This is a genomic window from Janthinobacterium violaceinigrum (assembly GCF_009208555.1).
Lineage (GTDB): Bacteria > Pseudomonadota > Gammaproteobacteria > Burkholderiales > Burkholderiaceae_D > Janthinobacterium > Janthinobacterium violaceinigrum.
In genome coordinates this window covers 258,788-272,090 of record NZ_WFLI01000001.1, presented here as the reverse complement: position 1 = coordinate 272,090, position 13,303 = coordinate 258,788, and the positions used below count along the sequence as shown (strand labels likewise).

Genomic DNA, 13,303 nt, shown 5'->3' with positions numbered 1-13,303 from the left:
GCCATGAAAAAAGCAGAACCTGACACGCAGTCCGACGACGGCGCGGTGAGCGCCGAGTCCGCCACTGCCCTGATCGACGCGAAAATCGCCGCGCTGGCGGACTGGCGCGGCAAAACGCTGGCCACGGTGCGCGCGCTGATACGCCAGGCGGACCCGGACGTGGTGGAAGAAGTCAAATGGCGCGGCGTGCCCGTGTGGTCGCATGCGGGCATGATTTGCACGGGCGAAACCTATAAACTGGCCGTCAAGCTGACCTTTGCCAAGGGCGCCGCCTTGCCCGATCCGGACGGCCTGTTCAATTCCAGCCTGGACGGCAACACGCGCCGGGCCATCGACCTCCACGAAGGCGAGCATCTCGATACTGCCGCGTTCAAGGCGCTGATACGCGCCGCCGTGGCCCTGAACACGACGCCCAAGGCAAAGCGGACGAGCACGTGAGACATTATCTGTATCTGTGGCACGACCCGGCCGAGCGCATGCTTGTCGCTTCCGGCATCGAATTCAAGGATTTTCTTCCCGCCCTGGGCGAGGCTGGCGGCATCGTGCTGCGCAAGGGGAGCGCCGGCACGCCCATGAAACCTGCCGCTTGCCAGGCGCTGGCGCAGCAGCAATTGCCGGCCCTGGCGCAAGAAGACCTGTACGCCTGCGGCAGCCATGCCTGGGCCGACTGGCGGGGCGCGGCGGCGCCGCCCCTGGATGGGGGCGTGGCCGCCGCGCTCGCCTACCGCGCCGCGCCGTCGCAGCGCACGCAGCTGGCCGCCTTGCAAAACCGCTTCCTCGCCTTTGCCCACGACGACGGCTGGTACCTGAAACTGTTCTATGCGGCATGGGACGAGGCGGCGGCTTTCCTTGCCGGCGCCATCCCGCCAGCGCTGGGCACGCTCGATCTGGCTGCGCTGGCTCAGGGGGACGACGGCTACTGGCTACAAAACGGCGTCGTCCACGTGGAACTGAAAACCCACGATATCGACAGCGTGCTGAACCGCCGTTTGTGACCGTATAATGGCATTCCGATAACTGATACGCGCCTGCCCATGTTTCGTTCTCATTTCGCCACGGCATCGCCTCACTTGCGCGCCGCCGCATGATGCCAGCCACGGTCCGGCCATTTGCGCAGGCGGACACGCCTTGCTGCACCGCCATCCTGGCGCTGGCGGGGCGCGACACCTTCGGCCCTGTCGCCAACGCCGCGGCGTTCACGACAGCAACGCAAGGCGAAGCAATCCTCGTTGCCGAGCGTGACGGCATCGTCATCGGCTTTGCGGCCGTGCATACGGGGGACGCGCCCGACTATTTCCTGCATCATTTGTACGTGCACCCGGCGCACAGCGGGCAGGGCATCGGTGCGCAGCTGCTGGCGGCCGTGGTGGCGCGCTTCGGTCCCCACCTGAGCCTGAAGACGCAGCTGGGCAATACGGGGGCCCGGCGTTTCTATGCGCGCGCGGGCTGGGTCGAAGACGCCGGCGACGGCGGCGTGGACATCCTCGGCGCGTGGATCAGGGTGCGCTACCGTGCCGCGCCGCCTGTGCGATGAAAGACCCTGGCGCAATCGATCCCGCCCTGGCAAGGATGATGGGCTGGTTCCTGATCCTGCTCGCCCTTCCCACCGCGTATTTTTCCTTCTGGCGCGCCTATGACAAGCTCGCTTCTCCCACCTGGCCCGTGACCAGCGCCGAGATCGTGCGCAGCAGCATGTATCAGCGCACGGGCAAGTCGCAGGACTGGTGCGTCAAACTCAGTTACCGCTACAGCGTCGATGGCAAGGCCTACCGCAGTTCGCGCATCGGCGTCTCGCGGATCGGCAACGCCGGCTGCCACCGCGACCAGGCCGTCACTGCCTGGCGCCTGGCCAGCATGGCGCCAGGCGCGCACATCCGCGTGCATTACCGGCCGCGCGACCCCGGCGATACGGCCGTGTTCCTCGCCAGCCTCGATTTCCTCGATTATTTCGGCCTTGCGCTGGGGGTGCTCCTGTTCGTGCTGGGCGTATCGGAAGCGCGCAAGCAGGCGCCGCCAGCGAAGTCTGCCTTGCCGGACGTGGCATCCATGGCTGCGCGGTCGTAGTCTTGCTCAAGCGGCGCGCCGTCCGGTGTCCGCGTGAAATGCTGCGCATATTCGTCGCCGTCGGCCGTCGGCCGTCATGGGGCAAGCGAAATCATGGGGCAAGCGCTGACGGCGGGCGATACCCGTCCTGGGGCCGTCGCAGATATCCCAGACGATCACAACACGGGTCAAACACGGCGTTGCTCCTTGCTCCCGGTTAGCAGCCCCAGCCTGGCGGCCATGCCGGCATTCTCGCGCAGCAAACCGTCGCGCTCCTGCGCCAAGGCGTCCATTTTCTGCTGCGATAGTTGTCCGTTTTCCGCCAGCATGTCGAGCTGGCGGTCTTGCGCGGCCAGCGCCACCTTGGCGTCGTTCAGCGCCAGCAGGGCCGTCTCCAGCTTGGCCAGCAGGGCGTCGGCCGACGCTGCCGCCTGCAGATACTGAAATTCGAACTGGTCGCGCTCGGGGCGCACGGTAGCGAGGGCTTCGCGGTCCGCCGCGGCCTGGGCCGCCAGCGCCGTCTGCTCCGCCTGCAGCTGCGCCAGGCGCATGTCTTGCTGCACCAGCGTCGCTTGCTGGCCTTGCAAGCGCTGCTGCAGCTGCGCGTTGTCCTGTTCCAGCCGGCTGATCCGTTGCTGCGACTGGCCCCGTTCCTCGCTGCGCTGGGCGGCGGCCGCTTCCTGGTAGTGGTCGAACTGCGAGCGCACCTGCGCCAGCTGGCGGTTCAGGGCGGCGATTTCCTCGCCCCGGTCGGCCAGACGCTGCGTCAGGCCCGCATTGTCGCTGTGCAGGGTGGCCAGGGTGACGGCGCGGAAATGGTGCTCTTCCTTCAGTTGCGCCAGCGCATGCTGCGTGGCGCGCAATTCCTGGGTGAGGGCGGCGCGTGCCTCCGTCAGTTTCAACCGCTCATTTTCCGTTTTCTTCAGTTGGGCCAAAGCCGCATCGCGTTCGGCGCGGTGTTGCAGCATCCCGGTTTCCAGCTGCTGTGCCACGTCGCGCTGCTGCTTGTCGTACACGCCGCGCATCGCTTCCATCAACTCGGCCGGCAAGCCGGATTCCGTCTTCACGGCGCCCGCGCCCTGGAATTCTTCTTTCCAGCGCTTGAGCAGGGGCGCGATGGTGCTCTTGCTGCCCGTGCTGCCCAGCGCTTCGCGCACGCTGTCGACCGTGGGATTGCGCCCATCGGCAGCGACGATTTGGGCTGCTTTCATAACATCAGAGTACAGAATGCCGGTGCGGGCCATAAAATCACCTATGAGCGAAATTTAGTAACGTATTACATGATACGTAATATCGCACAATATTACGATATAAATTTTTGGAATTATTGAAAAATATAAGCTGCGATAAGATCGCTTATCGCGTGTTATGGGGGTGGTTTGCATGGTATTCTGCGACTCTCCCAGTACACAACCGCGATTTCGCTGCCGCCATGCCCGATTTACCCCTCCCGAAACGCCGTGTCGCCGTGCCGAAAACAGGCGCCATCACCGTTGCACCGTTACACGGCGCCCTGATCGATGCCGACCTGGCCGCGCGCCACCAGGCGTTTCTCGCCGCCGCCACCTCGGATAACACGCGCCGCACCTACCGTTCCGCCATCCGCCACTTCCAGGCGTGGGGCGGGGCGCTGCCCGCCGACGAGTCCACCGTCATCCGCTACCTGATGGCGTATGCAGACAGCCTGAACGCCCGCACCCTGGCCCTGCGCCTGACGGCCCTGTCGCAATGGCATGTGTATCAGGGCTTTGCGGACCCCGCGTCCACGCCCACCGTGCGCAAGACCCTGGCCGGCATCGCCCGCCTGCACGGCAAGCCGAAAAAGAAGGCCAAGGCGCTGCCTTTGGAAGATTTGGAAACGATCGTCACCAGGCTGGCCGCGGTGGGCAGCGTCAAGGCCTTGCGCGACAGCGCCCTGCTGCAGCTGGGATTTTTTGGCGGTTTCCGGCGCAGCGAACTGGCGGGATTGATGCTGGAAGACGTGAGCTGGGAGCCGCAGGGCATGGTGATCACCTTGCCCCGTTCGAAAACGGATCAACTGGGGGAGGGCATCGTCAAGGCGATTCCGTTCGGCGACGGCGTCTGCTGCCCGGCCACGGCCTTGCGCGCCTGGCTGGCCGCGGCGCACATCCGCACGGGGCCGCTATTGCGCCCCGTCAATCAGTGGGGCCATGTCAGCGCCAGGGCGCTGCACGCGAGCAGCATCAATACCATACTGGAAAGCTGCGCCCGGCTGGCGGCGCTCGATTACGTGCCGGAATTGTCCAGCCACAGCCTGCGCCGCGGCATGGCCACCAGCGCGCACCGGGCCGGCGCCGATTTCCAGGCCATCAAGCGCCAGGGCGGCTGGCGCCACGATGGCACCGTGCATGGCTATATAGAAGAAGCGGGGCGTTTTGAAGAGAATGCGGCGGGAAGTTTATTGAAGGCGAAGAAGAAGCCGGTGGGGTGACGGGGTCGACAATACCTCGCGGCATCAATACAGCAGCGAACGGGATGGCCGGCCTGATGCTCGTACCGGGGTGTTGTACGTCTGTTTTCGCCCCAAAGCGGACTTTACAATATCAAAAATGATCGCCTGAACACTATTTGAGCTTTGAGTCTCGGTCGCAAGCGTAGTTAGGGTGCTGCGCTGGAGCGAGGTAAGTATCGATGGCGGATACAATTTTGGCCTTCAATTGTTCACTGCCTGCATCTTGCATATCCCTGTGGCGCGAGCCTTCGATGTGGACCACGCATGTACCGTAGCGGCCGCGCTCTTCCTTATTCGGCAGTACACCGCGGTCGGCAGTGGTGTCACTGGCACGAATTGCCAGGACGTGGATACCAGTTGAGCGGGGCAACGCGACCCGACGGTTGTCGAGGCTGATCAAGCTGGATACGCGGTCCGGATTGTCAGCGGAAAACTGTGCCGAACTGTCGCCACCAAGGGAGTGCCCGACGAGAAGCAAGTGGCGCTCAATCATAGTTGATGAGCAGTTCAGTCGTGTCTACTTAAGTCGTGGCAATTTAAACATCCAAGAACATCATTACAGTCGATAATGCTAGCAACTGAAAAAAAGCGAGAAACAAAGTTCGTGGTACCGGCGGCATGAACTTCCATTGCAAGCTCTTTATCGGTGAAATCAAGGCAGATTTATTGCTCCCTACGCAAGAAAATAGTGCCGATAGCGCCAAGGAAAAAAACCGTACATGCGCTGGTACAACTTCAGGCGCAAAGGCGCAGCCAAAGAAAATTAACGAGAAAAAAAATAGAAACATGCGGGAAATTTTCTGTCCCAGCTGAAGTTGTATTTCATATTCCATAATTTTTATCATTGATTTTAGTTGCTCAAGTTTCGCTTCAACGACTGCTCCTGGCCAGATGCTGTCTTCGCCGGGAGCAGGAACGGTTAAGTCGAACCAATCAATCGGGAGCTCCAATTTTTTTCGGCACGGCTCGCACGTAGAGAAAAAGTGGGCCTAAGCAGAGCCAAAAGCTATTTCTATAGATGCTTTCTTGCGGAAAAGTGAAGTTCAACATCACACATAACAAAATTAAACTTGCGATCAACGACGCTCCAGCGAAGGCAAGCCGTCGTGCATTACGATCAGTCATCATCTTCCCCCGGGCACTTCGTTCAGCGCAGTATATGCGAAAGCGTGAATAGGTCTGCTTCTGGCCACTAGCAGCAGGCACTAGCGCGACGACGATTGAGGTCAGGTTTCCAAAGGCTTGCCATCGACAAGTATGCGTAATCGTTCACCTGAAAATCCAGCCCGGTGGCTTCCGTAAATAGCCTTGCCGATGGACTCGTAATATGTGGACTCGCTGGCCTCGATAGAAACGGTCACACCAGATTTTTCGGGACACATTTTTTCAAGAGCTTCCGCAACATCATTTGTTGACCGTAGTTTTACACCATTCAAGTCCACGCCATCATTATCGAAAATTTGCAAAACAATTACCTTGTCCACTATCGTTGCTCCAAAAATTCAAAGAAGCGATGCTTCAGTTCTTACGTTGGTGATCGTCTGCTTCTGGCCGCGGACGGCAAGAATGACTGAGTGTATGGCATTATTGCTCTTTTGAAAAGTCGAAGACAGGGCCTTGATTTTACTCGGCGTTCCTGGACAGCGGCTTGATGAAATGAATGCGCTCCCTTGCAGGGTCGCCAAAGTGCTCCACCAGCCGGATCTGGTAGCCATTGCGGATCAGCAAGCGCAGCATGGCCGGATAGCGGTTCATCGATTTCACGGTGACGGACGCAAAGCCGTGCTCGCGTGCCCAGCCTTCCTGGCGCTCCAATAGGCGCTGCGCCAGGCCCGTCTTGCGGTGCGCGGGCAGCACGCCGCCGAGCCAGCTGTACAAAGAGCCATCTTCGGCGGCATATCCCAGCTTGCAGCCGACGGGCTGGCCGTCCGCCTCCGCGATCAGCACCAGGGCGCCGGTGGGCAGCTGCTCCTGCAACTGCGCCAGGCTGCGCCGCTGGTCGAATTCGGGTATCGCCTGCAGCACCTGCCAGGCTTCCTCGATGTTGCCAATACGGATCATGCGGCCGCTTGTTCCCGCTGGGCCGGGCGGATGATCATGCAAGTGGCCGTCGCGTGCGCGTAGACTTTACCGGCTTCGTCGCGGATCGTGCCTTCGGAAATGACCAGGTTGCGTCCCGCATTGATGACTTTGCCTTCGGCATAAACCGTCACGTTGAAGGGCAGGGGGCGGCACATCTTGATGTTCAGGTCTGTCGTGCCGTAGCTTTCGCCGGCAGGCAAGACCGTGTGCGTGGCGCAGCCCGTGACCGTGTCCAGCACGGTGGCGGCAAAACCGCCGTGCACACCGCCCATGGGGTTGGTGTGGTTTTCATTTGCCGTCGCCGTGAAGATGACCCTGCCATGCTCGATCGTGTGAGCGTCCATGGGCATGGTCTTGGAAATACCGGGCCGGGGAAACAGGCCTTGCGCGAAAGCTTGCATCAGTTGCAAGCCGGTCATGTCGTTGGGGTGCATGCTAACTCCTGTGGGGGTGAGGGTTGGGTTAAACGTCTTGCAGATTAAATGTCTTGCTGGAAACGCAGGCGCGAGGCGTGCAGCAGGAAGCGGGCGACGACGGCCAGCTCTTCCTCGCTGAAACCTTGCTTCAGTTGTTCATTCAGGCTGTCGAGCAGGGGCAGGGCGGCGGCCAGCACCTCGCCGCCCTTGGGCGACATGTGCAGGGTGCCGGCGCGCGCGTCGAGCGCCGACTGGCCGCGCACGATCAGGCCGTTTTCTTCCATGCGCGCCACCAGGCCCGTGACCGCCGAGTTTTTCAATTGCAGCGCCCGCCCCAGATCCTTCAGTTGGCAGCCTTCCTCGCCCTTCAGGGCAAACAGGGCGACAACCTGCGTGCCTGAAAACCCCAGTTCGCTGGTGAAGACGGCATCGGCCGAACGGAACAGGTTCTGGCGCGCCAGGTTGAGCAGATTGAACAGCCGCGGCGAACGCTCGCCCAGCGGGCAGGCTGCGGCATCGGGGAGGTCGGATTGGGAGGAGGTATTGGTACGCATGCGGAGTATACTACTACGTATGCGTAATAAATCAAGCGTCTATTGTCAGCCGCGTGTCACCCGCGCTGGTGGCGCCCGATGTAGCGAGCGCGCGGGCGTATCAACGCCGCACTGGCCGCTTGCTCGGCCGCATGGGCGATCCAGCCGGCCGAGCGGGCCAGCGCAAACATGGTCATGCCCGCGCCGTCGGGCCAGCCGAACGCCAGTTCCATGGCGGCCAGCGCCAGGTCGGCGTTCGGTTTTATTTCGAGCAAGTCGCTTGCCGTGGTGCACGCGGCGAGGATGGCGCCCAGCTGCGGGTAGCCATGCGACATCGCACCTAGTACTTCCAGGAGATACGCGGCGCGCGGGTCGCCGTGCGGATACAGAGGATGGCCGAAGCCGGAGAATTCCGGCGCGGTGACCGTGTAAAAGGTGGCGATGGCGGTCCTGGCATCGGGCGCGGCCAGCGCGGCCGTCAACATGCGCCGGGCCGCCGCGCTGCCGCCGCCGTGCTTGTCACCTGACAAGGCCGCCAAGCCCGCGCTCAGCGCGGCAGGCAGGCTGGCGCCCGTCGAAGCGACGCAGCGCACGGCAAAGGTCGACGCGTTCAACTCATGGTCGGCCAGCAGCACGAGCGTGGCGCGCAGCAATTGCGCTTGCTCCGCGTCCGCTTGCCACGCCTGGGCCAGTTGCTGGTGCAGGGGCAAGGCAGATGGTGCCGTCTGCAGCAGGGCGGCGGCCAGCACGCGCATCAGCGCGGGGCCCGACTGCAGCGAGTGGAAAATGTCCGCTGTCGTCAGCATGGCCATGGCAAGCATGGCGCGCATCCATGGCGTGGCGTCCGGCGCGCTGGGCAGCCCTGGCGGCAGGGCAGGCGCGTCTTGCTGAAAATATGCGTGCGCATTGTCGTCCCACAGCAGGCCGGCGGCAACTTCCAGTGTCGCGTGCCGCGCCAGCACCGTCGCATCGCAGCCGCGGTACAGCAGCCGGCCACCGAGAATGTGGGAGATCTGCGTCTCCAGCACGGGCAAGCCCCAGTGCATGGCGGCCACGGCCGTCTGGCCGCCCCGCTTGGCGTCATTCTTGCGTGCCGCCAGGCGCAGCACGTCTTCCTGCGGATAGCGCTTGCGGCGCGACTCTCCATTGCTGACGGAAGCCAGCAGGCCCCGGCTCACATAGGAATACAGGGTGGGCAGGCTGACGCCCAGCAGGCGCGCCGCGTCGAGAGCGGACAGGTCGTTGTTCATGGCGGCCATTGTAGCGTTTGTCACTTTATATTGATTGATGGAATCAAGATTGACGGCCCGGGTGGCGCCTCACTAGACTCATGCCTTTCCAGGAGTCTGCATGAACACACACACGATACGCACCTTGCGCCCCGACGACGCCGCGCCACTGCTGGCCTTCGAGCAAGCCAACCGGGCCTGGTTCGAGCACCATATCGACCCGCGCCCGGACGCTTTTTACAGCATCGACGGCATCCACGCGCACGTCACGCAATTCCTAGACGAGCACGCACAGGGGCGCATGCACCCATGCGTCATCGTGGACGAACGCGGTGAATTGATCGGGCGCGCCAACCTCAAGGACATCGACCGGCAGCAGGGCACGGCCGAAGTCGGCTACCGCATCGGCGAACGGCAGGCGGGCAAGGGCCTGGCGACGGCCGCGCTACAGTACCTGATCGCCCTGGCGCAAGAGGAATGGCAGTTGCAAAGCCTGTGCGCCTACGCCATCGATGGCAACGGGGCTTCGATCCGCGTGCTGGAACGCTGCCGTTTCTCGCAGGGCGTTGCCGTGCCCGATATTGCCATCGTGAAAGGCAACGTCGTCGATGGTCATGCGTATGCGCTGGATTTGCGGGCGGCTGGGGTAGACTCTGTCCTATGATAAATATGCAAAGTTGCCAGATATGAATCAGGAATCCTCAAAACGTATCGTCGTCATCGGCGCCGGCATCGTCGGCGCCTCACTCGCGTATCACCTGGCCAGCAAGGGCGCGCAAGTCACCGTCGTCGAGGCGGGCGGCATCGCTTCCGGCGTGACGGGTACCTCGTTTGCCTGGATCAACGCATCCTGCGCGGGGATCGACCCCATTGCGGCCCTGCGCGGCGGCGCCGTCGCCGCCTGGCGCCAGTTGGAAACGCACGTGCCGGGATTGTCGGTGCGCTGGGATGGCGCCTTGTCGTACGGCACGCAGGACGGGCGGATGTCGCCCTCATGTATATTGATAGACCGGACCCGGATCGCCCATTTTGAACCGCGCCTGAAGCAGCCGCCGGAACAGGCGCTGTACGAGCCGGAGCAGGGCGCCCTCGATGCCGTTGCCGCGACCCACGCCTTGCTGGCAGCAGCCCGGGCGCTGGGTGCGACCGTCCGCACGCACACGCCCGTGCTGGGTTTTGCCGTCCACAACGCGAAGGTGACGGGCGTGGGAACGGCCGCTGGCCTCATCGAGGCGGACACGGTCGTGCTGGCAGCGGGGACGGGCACTGCCGCGCTGGCCGCGCAACTGGGCGCCAGCCTGCCCATCCACGCGTCACCCGCCATCTTCCTGCGCTACCAAGCGCCGCCCGGCCTCGTGCGCGGCATCATTTCCAGCCACACAATGGAAGTGCGGCAAGCTGAAGATGGGACCATGCTGGCGGCGGAAGATTATGTGGACGACGCGCCGGAAAACCAGCCCGCCGCGATGGCGCAGCGCACGGCCAGCGCGATCCGGCGTGAACTTGAAGGCGCCGGGGCCATCGCGCCGGAATTCGCCTGTGTGGGCCTGCGCCCCATGCCCTTTGATGGCGTGCCCGTCATCGGCTATTTGCCGCAGGTAGAAGGCGTGTACGTGTGCGTCATGCATCCGGGCGTCGTGCTGGCAGGTATCGTGGGACAGCTGGCCAGCGGGGAAATCGTCGACGGCCAGCCAGCGTCAGCCTTCGAGGCTTGCCGGCCCGCGCGTTTCCTGGCGTAAATGACGTAAAGGCCCGGCGCCGCGCTGATTCCTACGGCACGGGCACGACAAATACGGGCAGGATGAACGGCACTTGCTCCTGCTCATCGCCTTCCTCCGACGGGGCCTGCATGAAATCCTCGTTGCGCCAGTCCCCGTTCACCACGCGCTCGGCAATCAGCGCCAGATCCTGCGTTTCGCGCACCTCGCAGCGAAACGGCAGCCGGCCATGCGAGCGCGATACCAGGCTGAAGCGCAACTGGCGGCACTGCACATCGTGCCAGCAATAGAACAACATTTCCTCGCCAGCGAGCGCGTCGCTGCGTGCCGCGATCAATTCTCCGATGAATGCAACGATATCGGCCGCATGGATCTGCGGCGTTTCCTCATCCGTGGGCGAAAAGCTCCACATGTTCTCCATCGCCTCGCGGTTGATGTCGTCGGCATCAATGAACACCTCATCGTCTTGCGCCATTTCCAGCCATGCATTGACTGTCCTGCAATTCATCATGTCGTCATGCATCCCATGTTTTAAAAGCCGTCCATACCGAGCGCCATGCGCCATGCGGAAGTTTGGCCTGCATGGAAAGTGACAGTCCGCCGTCGCCCATACGATCGCCTGGCTTCCATTGTTTATTCTTCAGACTAAGTGCCCGTGCTCTTCCCATGTCGACAGTTTTCATGTCTTTGATGTCATAGCCGACTTCCAATACGGGATGCAGCACTTCTCCATTGGCTGTCAAATATAAAGTATCGACATGGACCTTGGGTTTGTCAAAACGTTCGTAAAGCCTTGTTGCAGCGGATTTAAAACCCTGGCCAATGGCGATGCTGATGGTTGTTGGACCATTGCAGCCCAGAAGCGCGGCAAGCGCCCAATAGTCATGATCAGCAGTGACAAGCCTGGCCAAACAGCGTTCTATCCATGCCGATTCATCAGTTCTGAATTCTTTCCAGTATGGAGAAAATGAATTTTGCAGATAGCCGACTTCGTGCAGCGCCCCGACCAGGTTAATCTGCTTGTCCACGCAGCCAATATCGTGCAACAGATGGGCTGCGGCTGCGGCGACCGCATACTCGCCTTTGGCCATGGCCTTATCTTCGAGTTTTTTCAGTTTGGTGTTAATACTCATTCTTTTCCTGGTGCGGACGATACCGCGCTCGTTGTGATTGCTGGCGTCTCTCGGAAGCGTGGACTGCGTTGATCGTCGTCGCGTGGCCCGCATTGGCGCAAGCTTGAGCGAACGCGACTAAAGATACGCCGGTCGCCAACGCTCCATGCCTTCCTCTTCATCAAGCCATTCTTTTTTATCAATAAGCCATTGCTGGTTTTTAAGACCAAATGTATATCTGTATCTATTCTTGAATCCCGAAGTCTGCTGCGTGGAAATGACAGCTTTACTTCCTGAGATGCATGAATTTAAAAATATTTCGGTGGGTGAGTATTCAGGAGGATCGCTGCAGAGCAATGACATCTGGCGACCTTGTTTTCTTTCTTTTTTGGTGCAAAAGCAATCAAAAATAGCATCAAGATCCTGCTTCATTTTTTCTTTGAGAGTAATCAGCCCTTTCTCTCGCACCTCGGGGTAGTAATGAAGTTCCCAACCATTCATGGTCAGAATAAAATCCTTCAATACATTTTCCACATCAACTATTTCAATACTCATCATTTCCCTTGGCTAGCAAATGTCGCTAGTGTCAATAAAGATGCCAGCGCCCGTCATTTCATGCTGCCATCTTTGATCATTCAAGTTCAGACCATTCAGGATTGTGCCACACCTCGACCTTGAAGCTCCGCCTCCTTGCCGTGCCGGATCAGCACTCAGGAACTGGCTTCTATTTATCATAAAAGCCTCAACATTCCTGCACTGACTTGCATGCACTCACCCCCTCGGCCCATCCGCCAACAACTCCGCCAGCCTTGTCGTCAGCCACAGACTCGTCTCGCTCAGCTTCTTCCCATGAATCGATAAGCGCCGCACCGGCAGGCGCGACAGGGCCAGCGCAGGGCAGGGCACTTCCTGCAAATACCCCTTGTAATTGTCGTAATTGGCGATGTTCAGGGGCAGGATCGCCCAGCCCAGCTCGTCCGCGACCATTTCCGCGATGCTGTAAAAACTGTCGGAAAACCAGACGGCGGGGCTGAATGCGTGTTCGCGGTTGAGCTCTGAATCCATGATCAGCTGGCGGTAGCGGGTGAGCTCGTTGCGGCTCACCTCCTGGCCGTGCGCCATGGCGTGGCCCTTGGCCACGAACACGCCTTGCGCCACGCTGCCGATGTGCTGCTGTTCCAGCACGGGAGAAATCGGGCCGCGGTCGAAGTGGAAGGCCACGTCGGCTTGCTGCTGCTCCACGTATTGCGCCACTTCCGACGCCGTGGCGTTGAGCATTACCAGTTCCAGCGCCGGGTAGCGCGCCGCCAGTTCCTTGACCAGGGTGCTGATGGCCAGGTAGGGCAGGGCTTCGTCCAGCGCCAGGGTCAGCTGCGCTTCCGGCGCCTCGCTCAAGAGCTGCGCCCGCAGCTGCAGCCGCTCGGCCTGGCGCAGCAGTTCGCATGCTTCCAGGTGCATCACCTTGCCCGCTTCCGTCAGCACGGCGCTGCGGCGCGAGCGGTCGAACAGTTCCACGCCGAACTCCGCTTCCAGCAAGCCTATCGAGGTGCTGACCACCGATTGCGCGCGGCCCAGCCGGCGCGCGGCGCCCGAGAAAGAACCGGCCGCGACGGCCGCCTCGAAGTAGCGCATTTGTTCCAAAGTCCATTGCATGGCATTCCCCTATCTGTTTTACAGATGGATTTTAACTTGAATGC

Annotated in this window: 18 protein-coding genes; 7 read left to right on the top strand and 11 right to left on the bottom strand. The window is 61.4% G+C overall.

Annotated elements, in window-relative coordinates:
- Nucleotides 1–3 precede the first annotated feature (3 nt).
- From GCN75_RS01340 to GCN75_RS01325, 4 genes are all read left to right on the top strand, one after another.
- Nucleotides 4–438 (top strand): DUF1801 domain-containing protein, encoded by a 435-nt coding sequence (locus GCN75_RS01340; RefSeq protein WP_152280997.1) that lies wholly within the window; start codon nt 4–6, stop codon nt 436–438.
- A complete protein-coding gene (locus tag GCN75_RS01335) occupies nt 435–995 on the top strand; it encodes a hypothetical protein (RefSeq protein ID WP_152280996.1) in 561 nt (186 codons plus the stop codon). The genes GCN75_RS01340 and GCN75_RS01335 overlap by 4 nt, the downstream gene beginning before the upstream one ends.
- Before the next feature lie 89 nt (nt 996–1,084).
- A complete protein-coding gene (locus GCN75_RS01330; protein WP_152280995.1) occupies nt 1,085–1,534 on the top strand; it encodes a GNAT family N-acetyltransferase in 450 nt (149 codons plus the stop codon).
- Complete coding sequence (locus GCN75_RS01325; RefSeq protein ID WP_152280994.1) at nt 1,531–2,064, top strand: DUF3592 domain-containing protein; 534 nt, start codon at nt 1,531–1,533, stop codon at nt 2,062–2,064. The genes GCN75_RS01330 and GCN75_RS01325 overlap by 4 nt, the downstream gene beginning before the upstream one ends.
- A 167-nt stretch (nt 2,065–2,231) precedes the next feature.
- Here the strand turns inward: GCN75_RS01325 and GCN75_RS01320 are convergent, their stop codons facing one another.
- Complete coding sequence (locus GCN75_RS01320) at nt 2,232–3,254, bottom strand: DNA-binding protein (protein ID WP_226940994.1); 1,023 nt, start codon at nt 3,252–3,254, stop codon at nt 2,232–2,234.
- A gap of 221 nt (nt 3,255–3,475) precedes the next feature.
- Here GCN75_RS01320 and GCN75_RS01315 point away from each other — a divergent pair, with 221 nt between their 5' ends.
- Nucleotides 3,476–4,495, top strand: a complete 1,020-nt coding sequence (locus GCN75_RS01315) for a site-specific integrase (RefSeq protein ID WP_152280992.1) — start codon at nt 3,476–3,478, stop codon at nt 4,493–4,495.
- Between the two features lie 557 nt (nt 4,496–5,052).
- On the opposite strand, the gene GCN75_RS01310 is transcribed toward GCN75_RS01315, so the two are convergent.
- From GCN75_RS01310 to GCN75_RS01285, 6 genes are all read right to left on the bottom strand, one after another.
- Entirely contained in the window at nt 5,053–5,466 is a 414-nt protein-coding gene (locus tag GCN75_RS01310) for a hypothetical protein (RefSeq protein ID WP_152280991.1), read from the bottom strand.
- A 276-nt stretch (nt 5,467–5,742) separates the two neighbouring features.
- Entirely contained in the window at nt 5,743–6,000 is a 258-nt protein-coding gene (locus GCN75_RS01305) for a hypothetical protein (RefSeq protein ID WP_152280990.1), read from the bottom strand.
- 139 nt (nt 6,001–6,139) lie between these two features.
- On the bottom strand, nt 6,140–6,577 hold the full coding sequence (locus tag GCN75_RS01300) for a GNAT family N-acetyltransferase (RefSeq protein ID WP_152280989.1): 438 nt from the start codon (nt 6,575–6,577) through the stop codon (nt 6,140–6,142).
- A complete protein-coding gene (locus GCN75_RS01295) occupies nt 6,574–7,032 on the bottom strand; it encodes a PaaI family thioesterase (RefSeq protein ID WP_099668007.1) in 459 nt (152 codons plus the stop codon). Before GCN75_RS01295 ends, GCN75_RS01300 begins: the two co-directional genes overlap by 4 nt.
- Nucleotides 7,033–7,076: 44 nt before the next feature.
- Nucleotides 7,077–7,568, bottom strand: a complete 492-nt coding sequence (locus GCN75_RS01290; RefSeq protein WP_152280988.1) for a MarR family winged helix-turn-helix transcriptional regulator — start codon at nt 7,566–7,568, stop codon at nt 7,077–7,079.
- 56 nt (nt 7,569–7,624) lie between these two features.
- Nucleotides 7,625–8,821, bottom strand: coding sequence for a citrate synthase family protein (locus GCN75_RS01285; RefSeq protein WP_226940993.1), 1,197 nt, complete (start codon nt 8,819–8,821; stop codon nt 7,625–7,627).
- 76 nt (nt 8,822–8,897) lie between these two features.
- On the opposite strand from GCN75_RS01285, the gene GCN75_RS01280 reads away from it, so the two are divergent.
- Together GCN75_RS01280 and GCN75_RS01275 are read left to right on the top strand one after the other, a co-directional pair.
- Nucleotides 8,898–9,440: a GNAT family N-acetyltransferase gene (locus GCN75_RS01280; protein WP_152280987.1), complete on the top strand. Its 543-nt coding sequence runs from the start codon at nt 8,898–8,900 to the stop codon at nt 9,438–9,440.
- A 22-nt stretch (nt 9,441–9,462) separates the two neighbouring features.
- The gene (locus tag GCN75_RS01275; RefSeq protein WP_152280986.1) at nt 9,463–10,515 is read left to right on the top strand and encodes an NAD(P)/FAD-dependent oxidoreductase; all 1,053 of its coding nucleotides are present in this window, start codon (nt 9,463–9,465) and stop codon (nt 10,513–10,515) included.
- A 31-nt stretch (nt 10,516–10,546) separates the two neighbouring features.
- Here GCN75_RS01275 and GCN75_RS01270 read toward each other — a convergent pair whose 3' ends face one another.
- From GCN75_RS01270 to GCN75_RS01255, 4 genes are all read right to left on the bottom strand, one after another.
- On the bottom strand, nt 10,547–11,017 hold the full coding sequence (locus tag GCN75_RS01270) for a hypothetical protein (protein WP_152280985.1): 471 nt from the start codon (nt 11,015–11,017) through the stop codon (nt 10,547–10,549).
- Entirely contained in the window at nt 11,010–11,627 is a 618-nt protein-coding gene (locus tag GCN75_RS01265) for a hypothetical protein (RefSeq protein ID WP_077404411.1), read from the bottom strand. The genes GCN75_RS01270 and GCN75_RS01265 overlap by 8 nt, the downstream gene beginning before the upstream one ends.
- A gap of 117 nt (nt 11,628–11,744) precedes the next feature.
- Entirely contained in the window at nt 11,745–12,164 is a 420-nt protein-coding gene (locus GCN75_RS01260) for an NTF2 fold immunity protein (protein ID WP_152280984.1), read from the bottom strand.
- Nucleotides 12,165–12,377: 213 nt separating this feature from the next.
- On the bottom strand, nt 12,378–13,259 hold the full coding sequence (locus GCN75_RS01255) for a LysR family transcriptional regulator (RefSeq protein WP_152280983.1): 882 nt from the start codon (nt 13,257–13,259) through the stop codon (nt 12,378–12,380).
- Nucleotides 13,260–13,303 lie beyond the last annotated feature (44 nt).

What these genes read in the sequence shown, in the direction of transcription:
- GCN75_RS01340 (WP_152280997.1), top strand. Translation starts at nt 4, where the DNA reads ATGAAAAAAGCAGAACCTGACACGCAGTCCGACGACGGCGCGGTGAGC.
- GCN75_RS01275 (WP_152280986.1), top strand. Translation starts at nt 9,463, where the DNA reads ATGAATCAGGAATCCTCAAAACGTATCGTCGTCATCGGCGCCGGCATC.
- GCN75_RS01265 (WP_077404411.1), bottom strand. Translation starts at nt 11,627, where the DNA reads ATGAGTATTAACACCAAACTGAAAAAACTCGAAGATAAGGCCATGGCC.
- GCN75_RS01290 (WP_152280988.1), bottom strand. Translation starts at nt 7,568, where the DNA reads ATGCGTACCAATACCTCCTCCCAATCCGACCTCCCCGATGCCGCAGCC.
- GCN75_RS01270 (WP_152280985.1), bottom strand. Translation starts at nt 11,017, where the DNA reads ATGCATGACGACATGATGAATTGCAGGACAGTCAATGCATGGCTGGAA.
- GCN75_RS01330 (WP_152280995.1), top strand. Translation starts at nt 1,085, where the DNA reads ATGATGCCAGCCACGGTCCGGCCATTTGCGCAGGCGGACACGCCTTGC.
- GCN75_RS01325 (WP_152280994.1), top strand. Translation starts at nt 1,531, where the DNA reads ATGAAAGACCCTGGCGCAATCGATCCCGCCCTGGCAAGGATGATGGGC.
- GCN75_RS01300 (WP_152280989.1), bottom strand. Translation starts at nt 6,577, where the DNA reads ATGATCCGTATTGGCAACATCGAGGAAGCCTGGCAGGTGCTGCAGGCG.
- GCN75_RS01320 (WP_226940994.1), bottom strand. Translation starts at nt 3,254, where the DNA reads ATGAAAGCAGCCCAAATCGTCGCTGCCGATGGGCGCAATCCCACGGTC.
- GCN75_RS01280 (WP_152280987.1), top strand. Translation starts at nt 8,898, where the DNA reads ATGAACACACACACGATACGCACCTTGCGCCCCGACGACGCCGCGCCA.
- GCN75_RS01255 (WP_152280983.1), bottom strand. Translation starts at nt 13,259, where the DNA reads ATGCAATGGACTTTGGAACAAATGCGCTACTTCGAGGCGGCCGTCGCG.
- GCN75_RS01295 (WP_099668007.1), bottom strand. Translation starts at nt 7,032, where the DNA reads ATGCACCCCAACGACATGACCGGCTTGCAACTGATGCAAGCTTTCGCG.
- GCN75_RS01315 (WP_152280992.1), top strand. Translation starts at nt 3,476, where the DNA reads ATGCCCGATTTACCCCTCCCGAAACGCCGTGTCGCCGTGCCGAAAACA.
- GCN75_RS01260 (WP_152280984.1), bottom strand. Translation starts at nt 12,164, where the DNA reads ATGATGAGTATTGAAATAGTTGATGTGGAAAATGTATTGAAGGATTTT.